Annotated in this window: 22 protein-coding genes; 6 read left to right on the top strand and 16 right to left on the bottom strand. The window is 70.6% G+C overall.

The window, feature by feature from the left end:
* Positions 1 to 4: 4 nt before the first annotated feature.
* Positions 5 to 862 (top strand): hypothetical protein, encoded by an 858-nt coding sequence (locus tag OHO83_RS24585; RefSeq protein ID WP_266672025.1) that lies wholly within the window; start codon positions 5 to 7, stop codon positions 860 to 862.
* A gap of 97 nt (positions 863 to 959) precedes the next feature.
* Positions 960 to 1,151 carry a hypothetical protein gene (locus OHO83_RS24590; RefSeq protein ID WP_266672023.1) on the top strand — a complete coding sequence of 64 codons (192 nt, stop codon included), beginning with the start codon at positions 960 to 962 and terminating at the stop codon, positions 1,149 to 1,151.
* 90 nt (positions 1,152 to 1,241) lie between these two features.
* Here OHO83_RS24590 and OHO83_RS24595 read toward each other — a convergent pair whose 3' ends face one another.
* Positions 1,242 to 1,640 (bottom strand): metal-sensitive transcriptional regulator, encoded by a 399-nt coding sequence (locus OHO83_RS24595; RefSeq protein ID WP_323186890.1) that lies wholly within the window; start codon positions 1,638 to 1,640, stop codon positions 1,242 to 1,244.
* Between the two features lie 188 nt (positions 1,641 to 1,828).
* On the opposite strand from OHO83_RS24595, the gene OHO83_RS24600 reads away from it, so the two are divergent.
* Positions 1,829 to 2,449 (top strand): DUF47 domain-containing protein, encoded by a 621-nt coding sequence (locus OHO83_RS24600; RefSeq protein WP_116512248.1) that lies wholly within the window; start codon positions 1,829 to 1,831, stop codon positions 2,447 to 2,449.
* A 9-nt stretch (positions 2,450 to 2,458) separates the two neighbouring features.
* Positions 2,459 to 3,457 (top strand): inorganic phosphate transporter, encoded by a 999-nt coding sequence (locus OHO83_RS24605; protein ID WP_266672021.1) that lies wholly within the window; start codon positions 2,459 to 2,461, stop codon positions 3,455 to 3,457.
* Between the two features lie 115 nt (positions 3,458 to 3,572).
* On the opposite strand, the gene pstB is transcribed toward OHO83_RS24605, so the two are convergent.
* The 12 genes from pstB to mshD form a co-directional block, all read right to left on the bottom strand.
* Positions 3,573 to 4,349 (bottom strand): phosphate ABC transporter ATP-binding protein PstB, encoded by a 777-nt coding sequence (pstB, locus tag OHO83_RS24610; RefSeq protein WP_266672019.1) that lies wholly within the window; start codon positions 4,347 to 4,349, stop codon positions 3,573 to 3,575.
* 53 nt (positions 4,350 to 4,402) lie between these two features.
* Positions 4,403 to 5,473: a phosphate ABC transporter permease PstA gene (gene pstA / locus OHO83_RS24615; RefSeq protein WP_266672017.1), complete on the bottom strand. Its 1,071-nt coding sequence runs from the start codon at positions 5,471 to 5,473 to the stop codon at positions 4,403 to 4,405.
* Positions 5,470 to 6,477: a phosphate ABC transporter permease subunit PstC gene (pstC, locus tag OHO83_RS24620; RefSeq protein WP_266672015.1), complete on the bottom strand. Its 1,008-nt coding sequence runs from the start codon at positions 6,475 to 6,477 to the stop codon at positions 5,470 to 5,472. Before pstC ends, pstA begins: the two co-directional genes overlap by 4 nt.
* Before the next feature lie 99 nt (positions 6,478 to 6,576).
* Positions 6,577 to 7,707 carry a phosphate ABC transporter substrate-binding protein PstS gene (pstS, locus tag OHO83_RS24625; RefSeq protein WP_266672013.1) on the bottom strand — a complete coding sequence of 377 codons (1,131 nt, stop codon included), beginning with the start codon at positions 7,705 to 7,707 and terminating at the stop codon, positions 6,577 to 6,579.
* Positions 7,708 to 7,945: 238 nt separating this feature from the next.
* The gene (locus OHO83_RS24630) at positions 7,946 to 8,407 is read right to left on the bottom strand and encodes an NUDIX hydrolase (protein ID WP_266672011.1); all 462 of its coding nucleotides are present in this window, start codon (positions 8,405 to 8,407) and stop codon (positions 7,946 to 7,948) included.
* Positions 8,404 to 9,471: a CHAD domain-containing protein gene (locus OHO83_RS24635; protein ID WP_266672009.1), complete on the bottom strand. Its 1,068-nt coding sequence runs from the start codon at positions 9,469 to 9,471 to the stop codon at positions 8,404 to 8,406. Before OHO83_RS24635 ends, OHO83_RS24630 begins: the two co-directional genes overlap by 4 nt.
* The gene (locus OHO83_RS24640) at positions 9,452 to 11,824 is read right to left on the bottom strand and encodes an RNA degradosome polyphosphate kinase (RefSeq protein WP_405600374.1); all 2,373 of its coding nucleotides are present in this window, start codon (positions 11,822 to 11,824) and stop codon (positions 9,452 to 9,454) included. Before OHO83_RS24640 ends, OHO83_RS24635 begins: the two co-directional genes overlap by 20 nt.
* A 113-nt stretch (positions 11,825 to 11,937) precedes the next feature.
* Complete coding sequence (locus OHO83_RS24645) at positions 11,938 to 12,885, bottom strand: ABC transporter permease (RefSeq protein ID WP_266672005.1); 948 nt, start codon at positions 12,883 to 12,885, stop codon at positions 11,938 to 11,940.
* Positions 12,882 to 13,910: a hypothetical protein gene (locus tag OHO83_RS24650; protein ID WP_266672003.1), complete on the bottom strand. Its 1,029-nt coding sequence runs from the start codon at positions 13,908 to 13,910 to the stop codon at positions 12,882 to 12,884. The genes OHO83_RS24645 and OHO83_RS24650 overlap by 4 nt, the downstream gene beginning before the upstream one ends.
* Positions 13,907 to 14,827 carry an ABC transporter ATP-binding protein gene (locus OHO83_RS24655; protein ID WP_266672001.1) on the bottom strand — a complete coding sequence of 307 codons (921 nt, stop codon included), beginning with the start codon at positions 14,825 to 14,827 and terminating at the stop codon, positions 13,907 to 13,909. The genes OHO83_RS24650 and OHO83_RS24655 overlap by 4 nt, the downstream gene beginning before the upstream one ends.
* On the bottom strand, positions 14,824 to 15,210 hold the full coding sequence (locus OHO83_RS24660) for a GntR family transcriptional regulator (protein WP_389573216.1): 387 nt from the start codon (positions 15,208 to 15,210) through the stop codon (positions 14,824 to 14,826). Before OHO83_RS24660 ends, OHO83_RS24655 begins: the two co-directional genes overlap by 4 nt.
* Positions 15,211 to 15,326: 116 nt before the next feature.
* Positions 15,327 to 16,259, bottom strand: coding sequence for a mycothiol synthase (gene mshD, locus OHO83_RS24665; RefSeq protein ID WP_266671999.1), 933 nt, complete (start codon positions 16,257 to 16,259; stop codon positions 15,327 to 15,329).
* 173 nt (positions 16,260 to 16,432) lie between these two features.
* Here mshD and OHO83_RS24670 point away from each other — a divergent pair, with 173 nt between their 5' ends.
* Together OHO83_RS24670 and OHO83_RS24675 are read left to right on the top strand one after the other, a co-directional pair.
* On the top strand, positions 16,433 to 18,241 hold the full coding sequence (locus tag OHO83_RS24670) for a bifunctional metallophosphatase/5'-nucleotidase (protein WP_266671997.1): 1,809 nt from the start codon (positions 16,433 to 16,435) through the stop codon (positions 18,239 to 18,241).
* Positions 18,242 to 18,331: 90 nt separating this feature from the next.
* Entirely contained in the window at positions 18,332 to 19,597 is a 1,266-nt protein-coding gene (locus OHO83_RS24675) for an LmeA family phospholipid-binding protein (RefSeq protein ID WP_266671995.1), read from the top strand.
* Positions 19,598 to 19,622: 25 nt separating this feature from the next.
* On the opposite strand, the gene OHO83_RS24680 is transcribed toward OHO83_RS24675, so the two are convergent.
* The 3 genes from OHO83_RS24680 to OHO83_RS24690 form a co-directional block, all read right to left on the bottom strand.
* Positions 19,623 to 21,089 carry a HAMP domain-containing sensor histidine kinase gene (locus tag OHO83_RS24680; protein WP_266671993.1) on the bottom strand — a complete coding sequence of 489 codons (1,467 nt, stop codon included), beginning with the start codon at positions 21,087 to 21,089 and terminating at the stop codon, positions 19,623 to 19,625.
* The gene (locus tag OHO83_RS24685) at positions 21,086 to 21,820 is read right to left on the bottom strand and encodes a response regulator transcription factor (RefSeq protein ID WP_266671991.1); all 735 of its coding nucleotides are present in this window, start codon (positions 21,818 to 21,820) and stop codon (positions 21,086 to 21,088) included. Before OHO83_RS24685 ends, OHO83_RS24680 begins: the two co-directional genes overlap by 4 nt.
* A gap of 99 nt (positions 21,821 to 21,919) precedes the next feature.
* On the bottom strand, positions 21,920 to 23,020 hold the full coding sequence (locus tag OHO83_RS24690) for a S1C family serine protease (protein ID WP_266671989.1): 1,101 nt from the start codon (positions 23,018 to 23,020) through the stop codon (positions 21,920 to 21,922).
* Positions 23,021 to 23,137: the final 117 nt, after the last annotated feature.

Genomic DNA, 23,137 nt, shown 5'->3' on the forward strand with positions numbered 1-23,137 from the left:
GGCGATGGTGCAGCACGGACACGCAGCACGGGCGGTCGCGGCGGCCGCGGCGGTCGGACTGATGGGCCTCGCCACCGGCTGTTCGGCCGCCGCCGAGGCGGACAACGAGAGCCCGGCCGAGTCCGCCGCCGCCGTGCACGACGCGGCCGACCGCCTGGTCAGGGCGGGCACTTCCAAAGCCCGTACGTCCATGGAGATGGCGAGCGGCGGGACCCGCGTCACGATCAGGGGCGAGGGCGTCTACGACTACCGGGCGCGCGTCGGGCAGTTGAAGGTCGTGCTTCCGCAGGATCCTTCCGGCGCCGAGGAACACCGGCCCATCACCGAACTCCTGGCGCCCGGCGCCCTGTACATGAAGAACCGGGGCGCGGGGGTGCCGGCCGACAAGTGGGTGCGGGTCGACACGGCCACCATGTCGGACGGGAACCTGGTCACGGGCGGGGCCACGGATCCGCTGGCCGCCGCCGAACTGCTGCGGGGCGCGCGCAAGGTGACGTACGTGGGGGAGAGCGAGCTCGCCGGGGCGGAGGTCCGGCACTACCGCGGGACCGTCGACATGGCGGCCGCCGCCCGCGCCGCCTCCCCGGCCGGCCGGCCGGCGCTGGAGGCCGCGGCGAAAGGGTTCGCCAAGGACCAGGTGCCGTTCGACGTGTACCTGGACGCCGAGGGCCGGATCAGGAAGGTGTGCCACCGGTTCAGCTTCGTGAATACGAAGGTGACGGCCGCGGTGAAGGGGAAGGGCGGGAAGAGGGAGGTCGTCGATGTGGCGTCCACCACTCTTCTCGACGGCTTCGGGATTTCGGCGAATATCGAACTTCCCGACACAAAGGACATCTTCGCCGGGAAGATCGCCGAGAATTAGCCGTCCGGAAATGGTCCGTCCGTGCCATGCGCGGCGCGTAGGCCGCTCCCTACTCTAGGAAGTCGGTTACGGCTACGGCTTACGGCTGGAAGAGGTGATGAACGTGGCTCCGGTGGGCGGCACGGCGGTTCATGACCACGTCGCCCTCGCCGAGATCGAGCTGTGCGGTGAATTGATCATCGCGGCGTCGGCCGCGGATGAGGACCGGCTCAGTGCGGACCGTATCGACGAGGTGCTCAGGGTCGCCGAGGAGCGGTGGCCCCGGGACGAGGGTTCCGGGGAGTCCTGAACCCGTGAGGGGCGCGCCGGGGCCGGCGCGCCCCGGCTCCGGGTCACGTATCTCACAGGGGCAGGGAGCGCGGTGCGCGTCCCGGGCGCCTCAGGTGCGCAGCATCCGCGCGATCGCTTTCGTCGCCTCCTCGACCTTCGCGTCGATCTCGTCGCCGCCCTTGACCGCCGCGTCGGCGACGCAGTGGCGCAGGTGCTCCTCGAGGAGCTGGAGCGCGAAGGACTGGAGGGCCTTGGTGGAAGCGGAGACCTGCGTGAGTATGTCGATGCAGTAGACGTCCTCGTCGACCATGCGCTGCAGGCCCCGGATCTGGCCCTCGATGCGGCGCAGGCGCTTGAGGTGCTCGGCCTTCTGGTGGTGGTACCCGTGGATTCCACGGTCGTGGTCCGTCACGTTCTCACCGTCGTGGTCCGTCACGTTCTCACCGTCGTGGTCCGTCACGTTCTCACCGTCGTGGTCGGTCACGATCTCGGTCGCCTCCGTGGTCATCGCGTCCTCCCGTTGTATACCCCTGGTGGGTATATGGTACCGAATTCCGAGGGGGTCCGACGGGTTCGCGGGACCCAGTGCTGATCACAGTGTCTGATGGGCGACACTGGGGTATTGCCGGTTAGCCGTGGCCGGATGATGCGCCTAGCATCAGCCTGACCGAATCCAAAGCACCCCGAGGACCCCACGTGCGCTTTCGTCTGACCCCCAGGGAGACGAGCTTCTACGACATGTTTGCCGCATCCGCGGACAACATCGTCACGGGCTCGAAACTCCTGATGGAACTGCTCGGGGCGGATTCCTCCGCCCGGGCCGAGATCGCGGAGCGGATGCGGGCAGCGGAACACGCCGGTGACGACGCCACCCACGCGATTTTCCACCAGCTGAACTCCTCGTTCATCACGCCCTTCGACCGCGAGGACATCTACAACCTCGCGTCGTCCCTCGACGACATCATGGACTTCATGGAGGAGGCCGTCGACCTCGTCGTCCTCTACCAGGTCGAAGAGCTGCCCAAGGGTGTCGAGCAGCAGATCGAGGTTCTGGCGCGCGCGGCCGAGCTGACCGCCGAGGCCATGCCGAACCTGCGGACCATGGATAACCTCACCGAGTACTGGATCGAGGTCAACCGCCTCGAGAACCAGGCCGACCAGATCCACCGCAAGCTGCTCGCGCAGCTCTTCAACGGCAAGTACGACGCCATGGAGGTGCTGAAGCTCAAGCAGATCGTGGATGTGCTCGAAGAGGCGGCGGATGCCTTCGAGCACGTGGCGAACACGGTGGAGACCATCGCCGTCAAGGAGTCCTGAGGCCTTCTCATGGACACCTTCGCACTGATCGTGACGATTGGCGTCGCGCTCGGATTCACATATACGAACGGCTTTCACGACTCGGCGAACGCGATCGCCACGTCGGTCTCCACGCGTGCGCTGACGCCCCGCGCGGCGCTCGCGATGGCCGCGGTCATGAACCTCGCCGGTGCCTTCATGGGCAGCGGCGTCGCCAAGACGGTGAGTGAGGGGATCATCGCCACGCCGCAAGGCGACAAGGGGATGGGCATCCTCTTCGCGGCGCTCGTCGGCGCGATCATCTGGAACCTCGTCACCTGGTACTTCGGGCTGCCGTCCTCGTCGTCGCACGCGCTGTTCGGCGGCATGGTCGGCGCGGCGCTCGCCGGCGGGACGGCGGTCCACTGGACCGGCGTGCTCGACAAGATCGTCATCCCGATGCTCACCTCGCCGGTGATCGGTCTGATCGTCGGCTATCTCGTCATGTGCGCGATCCTGTGGCTGTTCCGGCGCTCCAACCCGCACAAGGCCAAGCGCGGCTTCCGTATCGCGCAGACGGTGTCGGCGGCCGGCATGGCGCTCGGCCACGGTCTCCAGGACGCGCAGAAGACGATGGGTGTCGTGGTGATGGCCCTGGTCATCTCCGGGCACGAGACCTACAGCGACCCGATCCCGGTCTGGGTCAAGCTCGTCTGCGCGCTGATGCTGTCCCTCGGTACGTACGCGGGTGGCTGGCGCATCATGCGCACCCTCGGGCGCAAGATCATCGAGCTGGACCCGCCGCAGGGTTTCGCGGCCGAGACGACCGGTGCGTCGATCATGTTCGGCTCGGCGTTCCTGTTCCACGCGCCGATCTCGACGACGCACGTCATCACCTCGGCGATCATGGGCGTGGGCGCGACCAAGCGTGTGAACGCGGTCCGCTGGGGCGTCGCCAAGAACATCGTCCTCGGCTGGTTCATCACCATGCCGGCCGCGGCGCTGGTCGCGGCGGGGAGCTTCTGGGTCGTGAACCTGGCCTTCGGCTAGCACGTCCCGTACGCAGGCGTACGAACGAAAGAGGGCCCGCCCCCCGGGAGCCAGGGGGCGGGCCCTTTGCCTTGCGGTGGCACCGCCATGCAGCACCGCAAGGAGCAGGTGGTGTCTAGCCGAAGCGGCCCGAGATGTAGTCCTCGGTGGCCTGGACCGACGGGTTGGAGAAGATCCGCTCGGTCTCGTCGATCTCGACGAGCTTGCCGGGCTGGCCGACCGCGGACAGGTTGAAGAACGCCGTGCGGTCCGAGACGCGGGCCGCCTGCTGCATGTTGTGCGTCACGATGACGATCGTGAAGCGCTCCTTGAGCTCGCCGATCAGGTCCTCGATGGCGAGGGTCGAGATCGGGTCGAGGGCCGAGCAGGGCTCGTCCATGAGGAGCACCTGGGGCTCGACCGCGATGGCGCGGGCGATGCACAGACGCTGCTGCTGGCCGCCGGAGAGGCCGGAGCCGGGCTTGTTGAGGCGGTCCTTGACCTCGTTCCAGAGGTTGGCGCCCTTGAGGGACTTCTCGACGATGTCGCCGAGCTCGCTCTTCTTGTACGAGCCGTTCAGGCGCAGGCCCGCCGCCACGTTGTCGAAGATCGACATGGTGGGGAACGGGTTCGGGCGCTGGAACACCATGCCGACCGTGCGGCGCACGGCGACCGGGTCGACGTGGGTGCCGTAGAGGTCCTCGTCGTCCAGGAGCACCTTGCCCTCGACGCGGCCACCGGGGGTGACCTCGTGCATGCGGTTCAGGGTGCGCAGGAAGGTGGACTTGCCGCAGCCGGACGGGCCGATGAAGGCCGTCACGGAGCGGGGCTCCACGGTCATCGAGATGTCCTCGATCGCCTTGTGGGAGCTGTAGTACGCGGTCAGGCCCGATACGTCGATTCGCTTGGCCATGGGGATCACTGCTTTCGGAAGGGAAGTGCTGAGGGTCGCTGAGGATGGCCGCTTCAGCGGCCCGTCTTTGGTGCCTTCCAGCGGGCGATGCCGCGGGCCACCAGGTTGAGGATCATGATGAAGGCGATGAGGACGAGAGCCGCCGCCCAGGCACGGTCGTACGCCGCCGGGCTGCCGCCGCTGTTCTGGTACTGCTGGTAGATGTACAGCGGCAGCGAGGACTGGGGTCCCTGGAACGGGTCCGTGTTGATGAGCGGGTTGCCCCACACCAGGAGCAGCACGGGCGCGGTCTCACCGGCGATACGGGCGATGGCCAGCATCACACCGGTCGTGATGCCGCCGATCGACGTCGGCAGGACGACCTTGAGGATCGTGCGCCACTTCGGTACGCCGAGCGCGAGGGAGGCCTCGCGCAGCTCGTTCGGGACGAGCTTGAGCATTTCCTCGGTGGAGCGGACGACGACCGGGATCATCAGGATGGAAAGGGCCATCGACCCGGCGAAGCCGGAGTAGCTGAAGCCGAGGATCAGGATCCAGAAGCTGAGGATGAACAGGCCCGCGACGATCGACGGGATGCCCGTCATGACGTCGACGAAGAAGGTGACCGCCTTGGCGAGCTTGCCCCGGCCGTACTCGACCAGGTAGATCGCGGTGAGCAGGCCGATCGGCACGGAGATCAGAGTGGCGAGGCCGACCTGCTCCAGGGTGCCGATGATGGCGTGGTAGATGCCGCCGCCCGGCTCGTAGTCGGTGACGACGCCCATCGAGTGCGTCAGGAAGAAGACGTCCAGGACCTTCACGCCGCGCGAGGCGGTCTCCCAGATCAGGGAGACCAGCGGGATCACGGCGAGGATGAAGGCGACCCAGACGATGCTGGTCGCGACGCGGTCCTTGGCCTGGCGCTTGCCCTCGACCGCGGTGGCGATGCCGAACGTGCCGAGCACGAACAGGACCGCGGCGATCAGACCCCACTGGATCTGGCTGTCGAGTCCGGCGCCCAGGCCGATCGCGCAGCCGATCGCGACGGCGCCGACGGCGATGGCGTACGGGGACCAGCGCGGCAGGCGCGCGGCGCTGAGGGAGTTGGTGCCGGGGGCCGGCGGGGTCATCGTTGCGTTGCTCATGCGTTGGCCCCCGAGTACTCCTTGCGGCGGGCGATGATCGCGCGGGCCGCGCCGTTCACGACCAGCGTGATGATGAACAGGACCAGACCGGAGGCGATGAGCGCGTCACGGCCCTGCTCGGTGGCCTCGCTGAACTTCGCGGCGATGTTCTGCGCGAAGGTGCCGCCGCCCGGGTCGAGCAGGCTGGCGTTGATCTCGAAGCTGGGGGAGAGGACCGTCGCGACGGCCATGGTCTCGCCGAGCGCGCGGCCGAGGCCGAGCATCGAGGCGGAGATGACGCCGGAGCGGCCGAAGGGGATCACCGACATGCGGATGACCTCCCAGCGGGTGGCGCCGAGCGCGAGTGCGGCCTCCTGATGCATCAGGGGCGCCTGCCGGAAGACCTCACGGCTGACGTTCGTGATGATCGGGAGGATCATGATCGCGAGCAGGATGCCGACGGCGAGGAGGGTGCGCGGGGCGCCGCCCTGCCACTCGAAGATGCCGGTCCAGCCGAAGTAGTCGTCGAGCCAGCTGTAGAAGCCGGTGAGGTGCGGCACGAGGAAGAGGGCGCCCCACAGGCCGTACACGATGGACGGTACGGCGGCGAGCAGGTCGACGACGTACGCGATCGTGCCGCCGATCTTCTTCGGCGCGTAGTGCGTGATGAACAGCGCGATGCCGACGGCGACCGGGACGGCGATCGCCATGGCGATGACCGAGGAGACGATCGTGCCGAAGGCGAGGACCGCGATGCCGAAGACCGGCGGGGTCGCGTTGGCGTTCCACTCGAAGGTCGTGAGGAAGTTGCCGTCGTTCTTGGACAGCACCAACGAGGCGCGGTAGGTGAGGAAGGCCGCGATGGCGGCCATGATCACCAGAAGCAGGATGCCGGAGCCGCGCGAGAGACCGAGGAAGATCCGGTCACCGGGGCGGGTGGCGCCGCGGGACGCGCTCTTTTGCAGCGCGGGCGTGGGCGGGTCGGCGGGGGTGGGTGGAGCAGTCGTCTTCGTGGATATATCCATGGGGTTCTCCGGTCTGCGGAGCCGCGGTCGGGCGGCTCCAGGCGGCGGTGCACCGGACGGTGCGGCCCGCCCCCGGTGAGGGGCGGGCCGCACGCTGGGTCAGCTCAGGCTCGCGATGGTGTCGCGGACCTTGGTGTTGATCTCGGAGGGGATCGGCGCGTAGCCGAGGGCCGCCAGGGAGTCCTGGCCGTCCTGGCTCGCGATGTAGGTGAGGAAGGACTTGGTGGCCGGGAAGGTGTCGGCCTTGTTGCCCTTGTCGCAGACGATCTCGTAGGTGACGAGGGTGATCGGGTAGGCGCCGTCGGCCTTCGTCGCGTAGTTCAGCTCGAGGGACAGGTCCTTGCCGGTGCCCACGGTCTTGGCCTCGGAGATCGCCTTGGTGGCGTTCTCGACGGTGGCCTTGACCGGCGCGGAGGCGCCCGTGTCGAGGTCGACCGTCTTGATGCCGTCCTTGGCGTAGGAGAGCTCGAAGTAGGAGATCGCGCCGGCGGTCTGCTTGACCTGCTGGGCGAGGCCGGAGGAGCCCTGCGCGGACTGGCCGCCCTTGGCCTGCCAGGCCTTGCCGCCCGAGTACTTCCAGTCCGCCGGGGAGGCGGCCTTGAGGTACTTGGTGAAGTTGTCGGTGGTGCCGGACTCGTCCGAGCGGTGGAACGCCTGGATCTTGGTCTTGGGCAGCTTCGCCTTGGGGTTCAGCTTGGCGATGGCCTCGTCGTCCCAGGTGCTGATCTTGCCGTCGAAGATCTGGGCGAGGGTCTTGGCGTCCAGGACCAGGTTGTCGACACCCGGGACGTTGTAACCGACCGCGATCGGGCCGCCGACCATCGGGAGGTCGATGCCCTGGCCGCCGGAGCAGACCTTCTTGGAGGCGGCGACCTCTTCGGGCTTCAGAGCGGAGTCCGAGCCGGCGAAGGCGACCTGGCCCTGGGTGAACGCCGTGACACCGGCGCCCGAACCCTCGGGCTTGTAGTTGATCTGCACGCCCTTGCACTCGGCGGTGTACGCCTTGACCCAGGCCTGGATGGCGTTGGCCTGCGCGGAGGAACCGTTGGCGAGCAGCTGGCCCTTGGCGTCGCCGCACTTGATGCTGCCGGCCTTGGCCGTCGGGCCGCTGCTCGAGCCGCCGTTGGCACTCGTGTCGTCCGAGCCGCACGCCGTGAGGGCCAGGGCGCCGGAGACGGCGATGGCGCCGAGCGAAAGGGCGCGGAGCCGGTTCTTGCGCTGAAGCTTCACTTTCGGATGTTCCTTCCAGGAGCCGCCGGTCGGTGATCCGGGACGGCGTGCGAAGTCTGTTCGTTCCAGGTAGGCGGTGCGGTGTTCGCCCGTGTGAGCGACTCGCACCGTGTAAGGCCGAAATTAGGCAGGACAGGTGAAGCGACCGATGGGCATGAGTGAACGGCGGGTGAACCTCGGCGGTCGGTGCGGTGAGGTACTGTGTGACGTTTTGTGATGACGCGAGCACACGCTGCGACTATGCCAGGTGGAGGGCGCTCAGCAGGGCGTCGACGAGCGTCCTGTCGCGGGGCTGGGTCAGACGGTGGCGGGCCGCGGTCGGCGAGAGCCAGGCGACACGGTCGACCTCGCGGTTCGGCCTGAACCCGCCGTCCGTCGCCTCGGCGGCCCAGTAGTCGACGCGCTTGGGACGGCCGCCTGCGACGTAGCGGGTGGTGGGGAGGCGGGCGCCGGGAGCGCACCGGAAGCCGGTCTCCTCCTCGACCTCGCGCAGCGCGCCCGCGAGGGGCTCCTCGCCTCGCTTCAGCTTGCCCTTGGGGTGCGACCAGTCGTCGTACTTGGGCCGGTGCACGAGGCAGATCTCGATCGGGTCCTCCCTCGCTCGAACGAAGTCGAGGGCCTGGGGAACGTCGTCGTACGGGGGGCGGCGCCACAGGACACAGCCGGCGGCGCGGACGACGTCGTTGTCGCCGCTGCTCATGGGGTGCGGACCGTCTCCTTCAGCCAGGCCCGCTGGAACGCGAAACGGGCCGCTTCCACTTCGTGGCGCTGGTCGGCGTGCAGGACGCCGAGCGCGTAGGCCGTCGCCGGGGCGATACGCGGGGTGCGGGCCGCGTGGGCGGCGGCGGCCGCGGCCTCGGCGGCGTCCCGGTGCCGGTCCAGCGCGGCGGCCGCCTCGGTCTCCGCGTCGGCCGGCCCGCCGCCGGTACCGGATGCGCACGGCACGACCTCCTGGGCGTAGCGGTGCAGCCGCAGCAGGAGGCGTACGTGGTGCCAGGGGGCGTCCTGGGACGGGGGTGCCGTGTCGGCGGTGAGGCCCTGCACGAGGGCCTCCGCGTTGTAGGGGTGGCCCGCCCGGTGGAGGGGCAGCGCGGCGACGGCCTCGGCGAGGCGGGACTCGGCGGAGGCGGCCAGCGCGTCGAGGTCGGCCGTGGTGGCGCGCAGCGGGACCTCGCTGGCGAGTACGGCGACGTTGTCCGCGACCGCGTGGAAGCGGGACGAGCCGAGTGCCTGCAGCGCCGTGGAGTGGGCTCTGGTCCGGGCGAGGGTGAGCTGGCGCTCGAGCAGGGCGCCCGCCTTTGCGGCGCCCACGGTCAGATTCCCCGACGCCGTGTGCTCGGTCCGGTGCAGCTGGGCCGTGCCCACCCGCCCCGGGGCGGCAGCGGGGGTCTGGGCCGGTACCGCGTGGGCGCCGGAGAGCCGGTGCAGCGCCGACAGCAGCCGCTCCAGGCGGCCCGCGTACGCGTGCTCCTGCGCCAACGTGCCCGAGAGCCATGCCAGTTCGGGGCGCAGCGCGTCGGACCACTCGGGGTCGAGCAGGGGGCGGAACGTGTGCAGGGTGCCGCTGATGCGGCGGGCCGAGCGGCGCAGGGCGCGCGCCGCTTCGGCCGCCTCCTCGGCGGTTCCCCCGGGCGCGGAGCCACCGCTCTCGCGGTGCTGCCGCAGGGAGCGCAGGAACTCCGTGGCCTGCTCGCGCAGATAGGCCGCGACGACCTCGCCCGCGGAACCCTCCGCTCCCGTCGTCTCAAGGTGTTGCTGTGCCACGCCGGCGCCTCCGGGCGTCTATGAGCATCTCCTGTACGTTCCGCAGGGGCCGGCCCTCCGCGTCCTTGGCGTGCCGGACCCAGTTCCCGTCCGGTCCCAGATGCCAGGAGGCGGTGGTGTCGGACATGCCCGTCTCCAGGAGCCGGTTCAGGGCGCCGCGGTGAGCCGGGTCCGAGACCCTGACCAGGGCCTCGATCCGGCGGTCGAGGTTGCGGTGCATCATGTCCGCGCTGCCGAACCAGACCTCGGGCTCGCCGCCGTTGCCGAAGGCGAAGACCCGGGAGTGCTCCAGGAAGCGGCCGAGCACGGACCGTACGCGGATGTTCTCCGACAGGCCCGCGACGCCCGGCCGCACGGCGCAGATGCCGCGGACCCACACGTCGACGGGCACGCCGGCCTGCGCCGCCCGGTACATCGCGTCGATGACGGCCTCGTCGACCATCGAGTTGACCTTGAAGCGGACGTAGGCGGGGCGGCCGGCGCGGTGGTGCTGGACCTCGTTGTTGATCCTCGAGATGAGGCCGTCGCGCAGGGACTTGGGGGCGACGAGGAGACGGCGGTACGTCTCGCGGCGCGAGTAGCCCGACAGCCGGTTGAAGAGGTCGGAGAGGTCGGCGCCCACCTGCGAGTCGGCGGTGAGCAGGCCCAGGTCCTCGTAGAGGCGGGCCGTCTTCGGGTGGTAGTTGCCCGTGCCGACGTGGCAGTAGCGGCGCAGGGTGTCGCCCTCCTGACGCACCACGAGCGACAGCTTGCAGTGCGTCTTGAGGCCGACGAGGCCGTACACGACATGGCAGCCGGCCTCCTCCAGCTTGCGCGCCCACTTGATGTTGGCCTGCTCGTCGAAGCGGGCCTTGATCTCGACGAGGACGAGGACCTGCTTGCCGGACTCCGCGGCGTCTATCAGCGCGTCGACGATCGGCGAGTCGCCCGAGGTCCGGTACAGCGTCTGCTTGATGGCGAGGACGTCCGGGTCGGAGGCGGCCTGCTCCAGGAACGCCTGCACGGACGTGGAGAACGAGTCGTACGGGTGGTGGAGCAGCACGTCCCGCTCGCGCAGGGCGGCGAAGATGTCGGGCGCGGACGAGGACTCGACCTCGGCCAGGTCGCGGTGGGTGCCCGCGATGAACTTGGGGTACTTCAGTTCGGGCCGGTCGAGGCCGGAGATGCCGAAGAGGCCCGTGAGGTCCAGGGGACCCGGCAGCGGGTACACCTCGGACTCGCTGATCTTCAGCTCGCGCACGAGGAGGTCGAGGACGTACCGGTCGATGGTCTCCTCGACCTCCAGCCGCACCGGCGGTCCGAAGCGGCGCCGCATGAGCTCCTTCTCCAGCGCCTTGAGGAGGTTCTCCGCGTCGTCCTCCTCGACCTCCAGGTCCTCGTTCCGGGTCAGCCGGAACATGTGGTGCTCCAGGACCTCCATGCCGGGGAACAGCTCACCCAGGTGCTTGGGCGCCGAGATGACGTCCTCGATGGGGACGTAGCGCTGCGGCGAGGCCTCCAGGAAGCGGGAGAGCAGCGGCGGCACCTTGACGCGCGCGAAGTGGCGGTGCCCGGAGACCGGGTTGCGCACGACGACGGCGAGGTTCAGGGACAGGCCGGAGATGTAGGGGAACGGGTGCGCGGGGTCCACGGCCAGCGGGGTGAGCACCGGGAAGATCTGCTGCTTGAACAGCGTGAAGAGCCGGGACTGCTCCTTGTCGGTGAGCTCCTCCCAGCGCACCAGGTGGATGCCCTCGTCGGCCAGCGCGGGGGCGACGTCCTCCTGGTAGCAGGCGGCGTGCCGGGCCATGAGCTCGCGCGAGCGGTTCCAGATCAGCTCGAGGACTTCACGGGGCTGGAGCCCTGAGGCCGAACGGGTGGCGACGCCCGTCGCGATACGTCGCTTGAGTCCGGCCACGCGGACCATGAAGAACTCGTCCAGGTTGGACGCGAAGATCGCCAGGAAGTTCGCCCGCTCCAGGAGCGGGGTGTCCGGGTCCTCGGCCAGTTCGAGGACGCGCTCGTTGAACGCGAGCCAGCTGCGCTCCCGGTCGAGGAAGCGGCCCTGGGGCAGCTCGGCGCTGTAGTCCTCGAACTCGTCGGGGTCGGCGTCGATGTCTGCCGTGAGCTCGGGGAGCTCGGGTTCGAAGTCACCGCCCGCGACCGTGTGCGGGCGGTGCGCGGCTATCGAACCTACGGACGGCTGCGCTTGCCGGTCGGATGCCTGGTCCTGGGCGCTCTGCTGGCTCATAGACCCATTCTTCCGCGCCCGGACCACGATGGGCGCGTCGGAGAGCGCGGGCGTGAGGCGGAGTCTCCCGTTCGGGGAGTGCTCCGCCGGGGCCCCGGTGGGGTCGGGCGCGGCGGGCTGCATTCTGAGAGGGTGGCAAGCCCGTCTGAATGGTTGGTTACGGCGACATGACGTGCGGGGCATGGCGGGGCGTCCCACGGACGTCTCCGGGACGCCCCGCCATGCCCCGGACGCCGTCAGGGCCGCTGGTTCCTGTGCAGGAGGGCGAAGACCGCCGTCACCGCGAGCGCCGTCAGGGCGAGGAGGATGCCGGTCTCGACGAGCTGGAGCGGCCAGAAGTGGGAGGGGGGCTGGAACTCGCGGTAGAAGCCCGTCACGTTGTGCTCGACCAGGCAGCTCTTGTCGTCGACGCACAGGGGGTCCGCGATGTGGGCGCCGCTTCCGGTGACCGCGCCCTCGTCGAGGAAGAGGCCGGTGAAGCCCCGGTATCCCTCGCGGACATTCCCGGTGACGGTCACCGGGGGCCACAGGCGGCCGCGGACCTCGCCGAGCGCGGTGATCGCGATGCCGGTGAGGCAGAGGGACACGCAGACGGAGGTGATCACGCTGCGGGCGATGAACGCCACCAGCGCGCCGAGGGCCAGGCCGAGCAGCGGGAGTGCGACGGCGGTCGGGCCGAGGGCGCCGTAGACGCCGTCGGTGAACCACCGGTTCTCGGGAAGGCCGCTCGCCCTCGACGCCACCAGGCGGCGCAGCACCACGAGGATGCCGGTGCCGACGACGAGGAAGGCGGCCGGGACGGCGAACTTCGTCGCCAGCCAGCGGGCCGGGGAGACGGACTGCGTCCAGGCGAGGGCGGCCGTGCCGCGCTCCAGCTCGCGGCCGAAGAGGGTCCCGCCCGCGAAGGCGGCCGCGATCCCGGGCACGAGCGTGATGAGGCTCGTGGTGAGCGGCAGGACGAACTCGTACGTGCCGGCTCCCGGCCCCGTGGCCGTGCAGGTGTTCATGACGCCCGCGACGCACCTGCCGGTGATGTGGATCCCGGAGGTGCCCGGTCCCCACAGCCACAGCAGCATCGCCGCGGTGATCGCGACGTACGCGACCCACAGCCACAGGGCGAGCCGGTGCACCTTCAGCACGGTCCAGGTCAGCCCGGTCGAGGGGGAGAAGGTGGCGGTGCTCATGCGGCGGTCTCCTTCTTCGGCTCGTGCGTGTTCTTCGGGCGGCGCGTGCGCGGCTGGTACCTGCGCAGGACGAGGAACGCGCCGACGACGGCGAGCGCGGTCAGGGCGAGCAGGATGCCCGTCTCCGTGAGCTGGCGCGGCCAGTAGTCGGGGGAGTGGAGGTAGGTGCGGGTGAAGCCGGTGATGTCGTGCCGGTCGAGGCACTTCTGGCTCAGGTAGCAGCCGGGGTCGGGGACCCTGGCGCCCGACGACGTGATCGCCTTGCTGTACACGGGCAGTTCGGGCTGCAGGCGCGAGAACGGCGAGTGCTGGAAGGGCCAGTTGTTGCCGCGCAGCGCGCCGGTCAGGAGCTGCACGGCACCGGCGGCCACGAGGGCGGGCAGCGTGCGGCGCAGGACCAGTGCGGCGAGTACGCCGACGGCGAGGCCGAACAGGGCGGTCGCGACGGTGGCGGGGCCGATGGAGAAGGAGAACGAGCGGGGGCCGATGCCCGCGATCAGCAGGTGGTTGTGCGCGTTCCACACGAGCCGGTACAGGACGACGATCAGGCCCGTGCCGAGACCGACGAACACCGCGGGCACGGCCAGCTTCGCGGCCAGCCACCGGGCGGGCGACACGGACTGGGTCCACGCCAGCTGGGCGGTCCCCAGCTCCAGTTCGCGCGCGATGAGCGGTCCCGCGGCGAACACGGCGATGGCGCACGACGCGATGCCTATCAGCGAGGACGGCTCGTAGAAGAGCGAGTCGAACGAGCCACCGATGCGGATGATCGGGGCCGACCCCTGGTACGCGTTGTCCTGCGCCCCGGAGTAGCCGAACGTGTCGAACGCCTTCTGTGCCGCGTTCGCGCCGGGCCCCCACAGCCACAGGAGCAGTCCCACGGTGATGACGACGTAGGCGCTCCACACCCACAGTGCGGTGCGGTGCAGCCGCAGCACGGTCCGGACGAGGCCGTCGGGGCCGGGGACGCGGCGCCGGGCGGGGCTCTCGGCGGGACGCTCGGCGGTCGGGGTCGCGGAGGTCATGCCGTCACCGCCACGGCGGACGCGGTCGTGCCCGGGGTGATCAGGGCCGGGGCGCCGGGGTTGCGCAGATGGGCGAGGATCAGCTCCTCCATGGACGGCTCCTGCGCCTCCCAGGCGCTGTCGAGCGGGCCGTCGCGGCGGATGAGGGCGGTCAGTCCCCGGCCGGCGGCGCGGGACTCGACCACGGTGTGCGGGGCGAGGTCGGCGGCCGCGCCGCGCCCGGTGACCAGGCTGTGCGCGGCCGTCAGGTCGTCGATGCCGCCGCCGAGCCGGATGCGGCCGGCGCCCAGGAGCAGCAAGTGGTCGCAGGCGTCGGCCAGTTCGGCGACGATGTGCGACGACATCAGGACGGTGGTGCCGTGTTCGGCGGCGTCCGCCATCAGCGTGCCCATCAGCTCGTGGCGGGCCAGCGGGTCGAGGTCCGCCATCGGCTCGTCGAGGAGCATCAGCTGGGGGCGCTTGCCGAGCGCGAGGGCGAGCGCGACGCGGGTGCGCTGTCCGCCGGAGAGCGAGCGGACCCGGGCCCCTGGGTCGAGGTCGCCCTGCTCGACGATCCTGTCGGCGTACGCGGCGTCCCAGCGGCCCGGGTTCAGCTCGGCGCCCATGCGCAGGGTGTCCGCGATGGAGAGCTGCGGGTACAGCGGCTTGTCCTGCGAGAGGTAGGCGACGCGGTCGCGGTGCACGCCGGGGGCGGCGCCGAGGACGGTGAGGTGTCCGGAGGTGGGGCGCAGGAGCCCGGCGGCGATCGCGAGGAGGGTGGACTTTCCCGCCCCGTTGGGCCCGACCAGGGCGCTGATCCGCCCGGCGGGCAGCCGGAAGGAGCACTGGTCGAGCGCGGCGTGACCGTGGCGGCCGTAGCGCTTGCAGAGCCCTGTCGCCTCGATGGCGACGGCCGGGGTGCTGCTGGTGGAACTCACTGATCCCCCTTCGGGAAGTTTTCGTCCAGTACGGCGCCGAACAGGGCGGCCGCGTCCTCGCGGTCGAGGCCCGCGGAGCGGGCCCGCCGGGCCCAGTCCGCGAGTTCGGCCCGCAGCGGCGAGTCGGCCGGGGCCGCGCCGAGCGTCCTGCGGACGAAGGTGCCGAGACCTCTGCGGGCCTCGACCAGGCCCTCTCGCTCCAGTTCGCGGTACGCCTTGAGCACGGTGTTCGGGTTGATCGCGGTGGCTTCGACGACCTCGCGGGCCGTGGGCAGCTTGTCGCCGGGTTCCAGCAGACCGAGGCGCAGGGCCTGCTGGGTCTGCTGGACGATCTGGAGATAGGTGGCGACGCCGCTGCGCCGGTCGATCCGGTACTCGACCACGTTCCTCAACACCACCCTTTCACTAATCAAGTAGTGAAAGGGTGGTGCAAGAGAGGGGCAGTGTCAAGTGACGACTGCCCCTCGGGTGCCTGCCGGCCGCTCGCCGGTCCTGCGGACTACGACTCCGTGCGGTACATCAGGTCCGTCTCGTGGGTGACGAAGCCGAGGCGCTCGTAGACCGTGACCGCGGGCTTGTTGTCGGCGTCCACGTAGAGCATCGCCGTCGGCAGACCCGACCTCTCCAGATGCCGCAGGCCCACCGCGGTGAGCGCCTTGCCGAGGCCGCCGCCCTGGTTGCCCGGCGCGACCCCGACGACGTACACCTCGCCGAGCTGCTCCTCGGCGTGGACCTTCGTCCAGTGGAAGCCGATGACCTCGCCGTCGCTCTCCCGTACGGCGAGGAAGAAGCCGGCCGGGTCGAACCACGGCTCGGCCTTGCGGTCGTCCAGGTCGCGCTGGGTCAGCGAGCCCTGCTCGGGGTGGTGGGCGAACGCCGCCGCGTTCACCGCGAGCCAGGCCGCGTCGTCCTCGCCGGGCACGAAGGTGCGGATGGCGACGCCCGCGGGCAGCACCGGCTCGGCGAGCTCGGGGCCCTCGGCCAACGGGCGCCGCATCTGGCGCAGTTCGCGGAACAGGGTCAGGCCGAGGACCTGCGCGAGGTGCCGGGCCGCCGAGTGGCCGCCGTGCGCCCAGACCCGCAGCCGCTTGCCGGACGCGCCGAGCAGCGCCGAGCCGAGCGCCCGCCCGTGCCCGTGCCCGCGGTACGCGGGGTGCACGGCGAGCTCGGCGGCCGGTGCCTCGATCGGGTCGGTGTCCTCCAGCTGGCCGTACCCGATCAGCTCACCGTCGACGGTGAGCAGGAAGTGGCGCACGCCCTCCCTGGGGCCGCCGCGCAGCTGCAGCCTGCCCTGCTCCGACACCGCCTGCTGCCCGTCGGCGCGGGCGGCGTCCGAGAGGAGCTCCAGGACGGCTTCCGCCTGGTCGGGAGTGAGGGCGGTGAGCGTCTTGATCTGGCGGTCGGGGGCGGTGGGCACGGCATCGCTGGTCATGGACAAGAGGGTACGGCGACGGGCCCGCGCCGGGCCTGCTGCCGGGTGATGGCAATCAGCTCGTAACCGGCAAACACCTGTCGTGCTACGCGCGTTGACCTTAGGCTGCCGACTTGGTCACGACACACCGCCGGCACTTCCGTCTCACAGCACCCACACAGGGGGACGCACCCATGAATTCGCTGACACCGCACAGGCCCGGACGTCGCGCATCGCGGATACTCGCCGCGGCGGCCGGGTTCGCCACCGTCGGCGCGCTCGTCGCGGCGCTGCCCGCGAACGCCACGCAGGACCGGCACCACGGGGGCAAGGGCGGCCGCACGGTCGACGTGCAGCTGCTCTCCTTCAACGACTTCCACGGCAACCTGGAGCCCCCGGCCGGCTCGTCGGGCCAGGTCACGGAGAACCTGCCGGACGGCACCACGAGGAAGGTCGACGCGGGCGGCGTCGAGTACCTCGCCACGTCCCTGCGGACCGCCAGGAAGAGTCACCCGTACAGCGTCACCGCCGCGGCCGGCGACCTGATCGGGGCCAGCCCGCTGCTGTCGGGGCTCTTCCACGACGAGCCCACCGTCGAGGCGATGAACAAGCTCGACCTCGACGTCACGAGCGTCGGCAACCACGAGTTCGACGAGGGCGCCACGGAACTGGCGCGCATGCAGAACGGCGGCTGCCACCCCAAGGACGGCTGTTTCGAGGACGGCAAGAAGTTCAGGGGCGCCGACTACCCCTACCTCGCCGCCAACGTGACGGACGAGAAGACCGGCAAGCCGATCCTCGCCCCCTACTGGGTGTGGCAGCACAACGGCGTGAAGATCGGGTTCATCGGCGTGACCCTTGAGGGCACCCCCGACATCGTCTCCGCGGACGGCGTCAAGGGCCTGAAGTTCCACGACGAGATCGAGACCGTCAACAAGTACGCGAAGATCCTCGACCGGCAGGGCGTGAAGTCGATCGTCACGCTCATCCACGAGGGCGGCGTGCCGGCCTCCGGCTCGTACAACTACGACTGCGACTCCCCGAGCGGCGGCGCCGGCATCTCGGGCCCGATCGTCGACATCGCCAAGGGCATCTCACCGAAGGTCGACGCCCTGGTCACCGGGCACACGCACAACGCGTACGTCTGCACGATCCCCGACCCGTCCGGCAAGCCCCGCATGGTCACTTCGGCGTCCTCGTACGGGAAGCTCTACACGGACACGACACTGACGTACGACCGCCGCACCAAGGACATCGTGCGTACGTCGGTGAAGTCGGCCAACCACGTGGTGAGCCGCACGCAGCCGAAGGCCGCGGACATGACGGCGCTCATCGGCCGCTGGAACAAGCTCGCCGCGCCCGTCGCCGGCCAGCCCGTCGGGTACATCTCGGCGGACATCCCGGGCCGCGGCGCCGCTTCGCCGGAGGAGCCGCTCGGTGATCTGATCGCGGACGCGCAGCTGGCGCACGGCAAGACCCTCGACCCGAAGACCTCGCTGGCCCTGATGAACCCCGGCGGCGTGCGCTCCGACCTCGTGTACAAGGCGAGCGGCAGCGAGGGCGACGGCGTCGTCACCTACGGCGAGGGCTTCACCGTGCAGCCCTTCAGCAACACCGTGAACCTGGCCGACCTGACCGGCGCGCAGGTCATCACCGCGCTCCAGCAGCAGGTCAGCGGTTCCAACGAGGCCTCGCCGAAGATCCTCCAGCCGTCGGCGGGCCTGACGTACACGCTCGACATGACGAAGACGGGCGCGGCCCGCGTCGTCGTCGACTCCATCAGGCTGAACGGCACCGCGATCGACCCGGCGGCGACGTACCGCGTCGCGATGAACTCGTTCCTCGCGGGCGGCGGCGACGGCTTCGCAGCGCTCGGCCAGGGCAAGAACCCGCTGGTCGGCAGCGACGACCTGAAGGCGTTCAACGACTACCTGACGGCCAACTCGTCGGCCGCGTCACCGATCGCGCCCCCGAAGGCGGACCGGATCACGATCGTGAAGTGACGTATCGCACGGCCGAGTTGGGGGCCTGAATCGTCCCTTACTGGGAGTAATGCTTAGCGGTGGGGTCGGGACGTGTGGTGAAATCTCACGATGCGTTCCCCCCACCGCATAGCCATGTTCACGTCCGAGTCCGCCGAACTGTCTGATGGGCGTACGGAGGAATCCGTTCCATCGGGCACTGTGCCGCACAACCCGTACGACGAGCTGGGCGCCCTCGCGGACAATCCGCTCGACGAGTTCCTCCACGAGGAAGACCCCGAGGCGGGGCCCGACGACCAGCCCTGGTCCAGGCCCAACCACCGCCGCGGCAGCCGCCGCCGCAACCGGTTCGCCGGGCTGCCGCTCGCCACGAAGGCTGTCGTCGGGATCCTCGTCCTCGCCGCCTTCGTCACCCTCGCGGACCGCTGGGCCCTCCTCTACGCCGAGCACCGCGCCGCGGACCGGCTCAAGGACCAGCTGCATCTGAGCGCCGCGCCCGAGGTCGACATCGAGGGCTTCCCGTTCCTCACCCAGCTCGCCGACCGGCGCCTGGACGAGGTGAAGGTCACCGTCCCCGACGTCGCCGCGAGCCGCGTCTCCCTCGCCAAGGTCTCCGCGACCGTCCGCGACGTACGCATCGACGGCGACGGGCCCACCGACGTGCGCGGCGCCCGCATCGGCGGCATGACCGGCGAGGTCCTGCTCACCTTCGACGACCTGAACCGTGAACTCGGCGCCTCCCAGGTCACGTTCAGCGGACAGGGCCGCGACCGGGTCCTCGCGCGCGGCACACTGCCCGTCGCCGGACACGACCTGAAGGTGCGTGCCGACGCCACGATCCGGCGCATCGGCGACACCGGCATCGCCACCGACATCGGCGGCATGCGGCTCGACATCGGCGACCTCGCCACGTACCGGCCCGGCACGCGTCCCTCCGAGGGCCTGCATCTGAGCCGCCGCTCCGTGGCGCGCCTCGCGAGCGAGACCGCGAAGGCGAAGGCCCTGCTGTCCGTGCCGTCCCTCGTGCACCGGCTCGGCGTGCCCGACTCGGCCGTACGCGCGGCGCTGCGCAGCGACCGGCGGCTGAGCGAACTCACCGGATCGCCGCGCTTCGTGCACCAGCTGATGTCCCTGAACCTGGTCGACCTCGCGCTCGCGCACCCGGCGCTCCTGAAGAAGTTCGGCCTCGACCCGGCACTGCTCCAGGGCCTCACCCGCCTCACCCGCCCCGAACTCGCCGACCGCCTCTCGCTGGCGTTCCGGCTGCCGAAACTGCCGGGCGCGGGCAGGGGTGACGTCCGGCTGAGTGACGTGCGGGTCGAGAAGGACGGGATCCGGGTCGGCCTGACGGGGGAGGGCCTCGGCTTCGGCCGGTAGGAGGTCCCTGGGCCCGTTGTCCGGATCAGGCGGGGCCCGCGGCCTCTTCGGGGACCTCCGGCGGAGGCGTGGGCGCGCCCGGCAGCTGCACCGTCGCGACCGTGCCGCCCCCCTCCGCGGCCCCGAGCTCGACGGTGCCGCCGTAGCTCTCCACCGTGCGGGCCACGATCGACAGGCCGAGGCCCGAGCCCGGCAGCGCCCGCGCCGTCGGCGAACGCCAGAACCGGTCGAAGACGTACGGGAGTTCATCGGCCGGAATGCCGGGACCGTGATCGCGCACGGTCAGCCGGCCGCGCATGAGGTGGACCTCGAGGGTTCCTTCCGGCGGGCTGAACTTGACGGCGTTGTCGAGCAGATTGACGATCGCGCGCTCCAGGGCGGCGGGCTCGGCCCGTACGTACCAGGGGGCCAGATCGGACGTGATCGTCAGTTCGGGTCCGCGCAGCCGCGCCCGCTCGATCGCCGTGCGGACCGTGTCGTGCAGCGAGACGACCTTGAGCGGGCCGTCCCCGCCGGCCAGCCCCGTACGGGACAGCACCTGCAAGTCCCCGATGAGCGCGGCCAGTTCGGTCATCTGCGCCTTCAGCGAGGCCATCAGCGCCTTGCGGTCGTCCGGCGGGATCGCGCGTCCGGTCTCCTCGCTGCGGGTGAGCAGCTCGATGTTGGTGCGCATGGAGGTGAGCGGGGTGCGCAGCTCGTGCCCGGCGTCGGCGATCAGCTGCTGCTGGAGGTCGCGGGAGGAGGCGAGAGAGGCGGTCATGGAGTTGAAGGACGCGGAGAGGCGTGCGATCTCGTCGTCGCCCTCCACGGGGATCCGGACGGTGAGGTCCTCGGTACGGGCCACGTGTTCGACGGTGTCGGTGAGTTCGTCGACGGGGCGGAGCCCTGTGCGGGCCACCCACAGTCCGGCGGCTCCCGCGCCGACGACTCCGATCCCCCCGATGATCAGGAGGACCAGCGCGAGGTGGTTGAGGGTCCTGTCCGTGTCCGTCAGGGGCACGGCGACCGTGAGAGCCAGGTTCTGCACCACGGCACGCGCGGGGCCGTCGGTGACCGCGGCGCGGGTGGCGACACGCAGGGACTTGCCGTCGCTGTCGACGCCGTTGCGGAAGTAGACGTGATCGGCGTCGCCCCGCCGGGCGATGTCCCGGTCGCTGGAGGTGGCCTCGACGGTGCCGAGCGAGTTCGGGGCGACGCACACCGTTCCGTGGCTGTCGACGACCTGGACGTAGTACACCTGGGGGTGGCCGAAGCCGTTGTCCTCGGCGGTCGTCGTGGTGCAGTGGGACACCAGTTCGGCGTACTGGGCGGCCTGCGCGCCCGGGATGGCGTCGCGCAGGTCGTCGTCGAGCTTGCTGTACAGCTGGTCGTGCACGATGAACCAGCAGGTCACCGACACCGCGGCCACGGCGAACGCCACGGCGACGGCGGACAACACCGAGAGCCGTGATCTGAGGGGCAGCTTCCGGAAGTAGCGGACGACCCGGTTCATTCGCTCCCGCCCGAGCGCAGCACGTACCCCACACCCCGAACCGTATGAACGAGCCTCGGCTCGCCGCCCGCCTCCGTCTTCCGCCGCAGATACATCACGTACACGTCCAGGGAGTTGGAGCTGGGCTCGAAGTCGAAGCCCCACACCGCCTTGAGGATCTGCTCGCGGGTGAGGACCTGGCGCGGATGGGCCAGGAACATCTCCAGGAGCGTGAACTCCGTGCGGGTCAGTTCGACGGTGCGCGCGCCGCGCGTGACCTCGCGGGTCGCGAGATCCATCCGCAGGTCCGCGAAGGACAGGACGTCACCCGCGTCGTCCGCCGGGCCCGCCGCGGAGGCGTAGGCGCTGCGCCGCAGCAGCGCCCTGACCCGCGCGAACAGTTCGTCCAGTTCGAAGGGCTTGACCAGGTAGTCGTCGGCGCCCGCGTCGAGTCCGGTCACGCGGTCGCCGACGGTGTCGCGGGCCGTGAGCATGAGGATCGGGGTGCGGGACCCGCCGGCCCGCAGCCGCCGGGCGGCCGTGAGGCCGTCCATGCGCGGCATCTGGATGTCGAGGACGACCAGGTCGGGCTGGTACGCGGCCGCCTTGTCGAGCGCGTCCGCGCCGTCGACCGCGACCTCCGTGCCGTACCCCTCGAAGGCGAGGCTGCGCCGCAGTGCCTCGCGGACGGCGGGTTCGTCGTCGACGATGAGAATGCGCTGGGGTTCGCGGTCGCCTTCGGCGGGACTCATGGGCTGGCTTCCTCGGGGATGCGGAGGGGGTGGGGGGCCGGTATCAGCCTCGCACGGCGGCGCTGCGGGTGCGTGCGGCGCGGCGGTGCGCGGCCGGGGTCAGCTGCCGGAGGTGCCCCCGCTGCGCAGCGAGTCGAGGTCGGCCTTGACGGTGTTGACGGGGATGGCGAAGCCGAGTCCGACGCTGCCCGCGCCGGACGATCCCGACCCGCTGTCCGAACTGGCCGAGTACATCGCGGAGTTGATGCCGATGATGTTGCCGTTCATGTCGATGAGGGCGCCGCCGGAGTTGCCGGGGTTGAGGGACGCGTCGGTCTGGATGGCCTTGTACGTCGTCTTCGACGAGCCCGTGTCGCCGTTGAACTGCTGCCCGCCGAACTCGAACGGCCACCGGCCGTCGCCGCCGTCGCCTTGTTGCTGCTGCTGTTCCTCGTCCGTGGAGACGGTGACGTCGCGGTCGAGGGCGGAGACGATGCCGCTGGTGACGGTGCCGGTCAGGCCCTCGGGGGAGCCGATGGCGACGACCTCGTCGCCGACCTTGACGTTGTCGGAGTCGCCGAGGGACGCGGTCTTGAGGCCGGACGCGTTCTTCAGCTTGATGAGGGCGAGGTCCTTCTTGGCGTCGGTGCCGACGACCTCGGCGGTGTAGGTCTTGCCGTCGCTCGTCCGCACCTTGACCGTCGAGGCGCCGGAGACGACGTGGTTGTTGGTGACGATCTCGCCGTCGCTCGTGATGACGACACCGGAGCCGGTGGAGCTGCCCGCGTTCGAGGTGGCGTTGATCTCCACGATGGCCGGGCTGACGGCCGCGGCGACACCGGAGACGGTGCCCTTCTGGCTGGTGGGCACGACGCTCGTGCCGGCGGAGGCGGACGTGGACTGCTTGCCGGTCAGCTCCTGGAAGGCGTACGCGGTGCCGCCGCCGACGGCCGCGGCGGCGATGGCGACCGCGGCGAGCAGCCCGAGCGGACCCCTGACCCGCCGCCGGCGTGCGGGCGGGGCGGGCGGCGCGGGGGAGGCCTCCGGCGTGGGAGCGGGCCACATCGCCGAACCCGGGGCGGCGTTCAGCGGTTGCGGCGGGTCGTGGGCGGGCGGGGGCGGAAAGGCGCCGCCCGCCTCGGGGGTCCCCGGATACGAGGACTGCGCGTGCTGCTGCCGGCCCTGGGGGTACTCGCCGCTTCGGCGGAAGCTCTCGGTCATGGCAGCAAGCCTGAACCGCGTTCATGAGAGTCGCCTGAGCGTGCCCTGAGAGTCCCGCGAGAACCCTGTTTGCCCGAAATAAAGATGCCTTGGAGAACGGCGGGTTGACTGAGGGTG

The sequence above is a fragment of the Streptomyces sp. NBC_00569 genome, assembly GCF_036345255.1.
Lineage (GTDB): Bacteria > Actinomycetota > Actinomycetes > Streptomycetales > Streptomycetaceae > Streptomyces.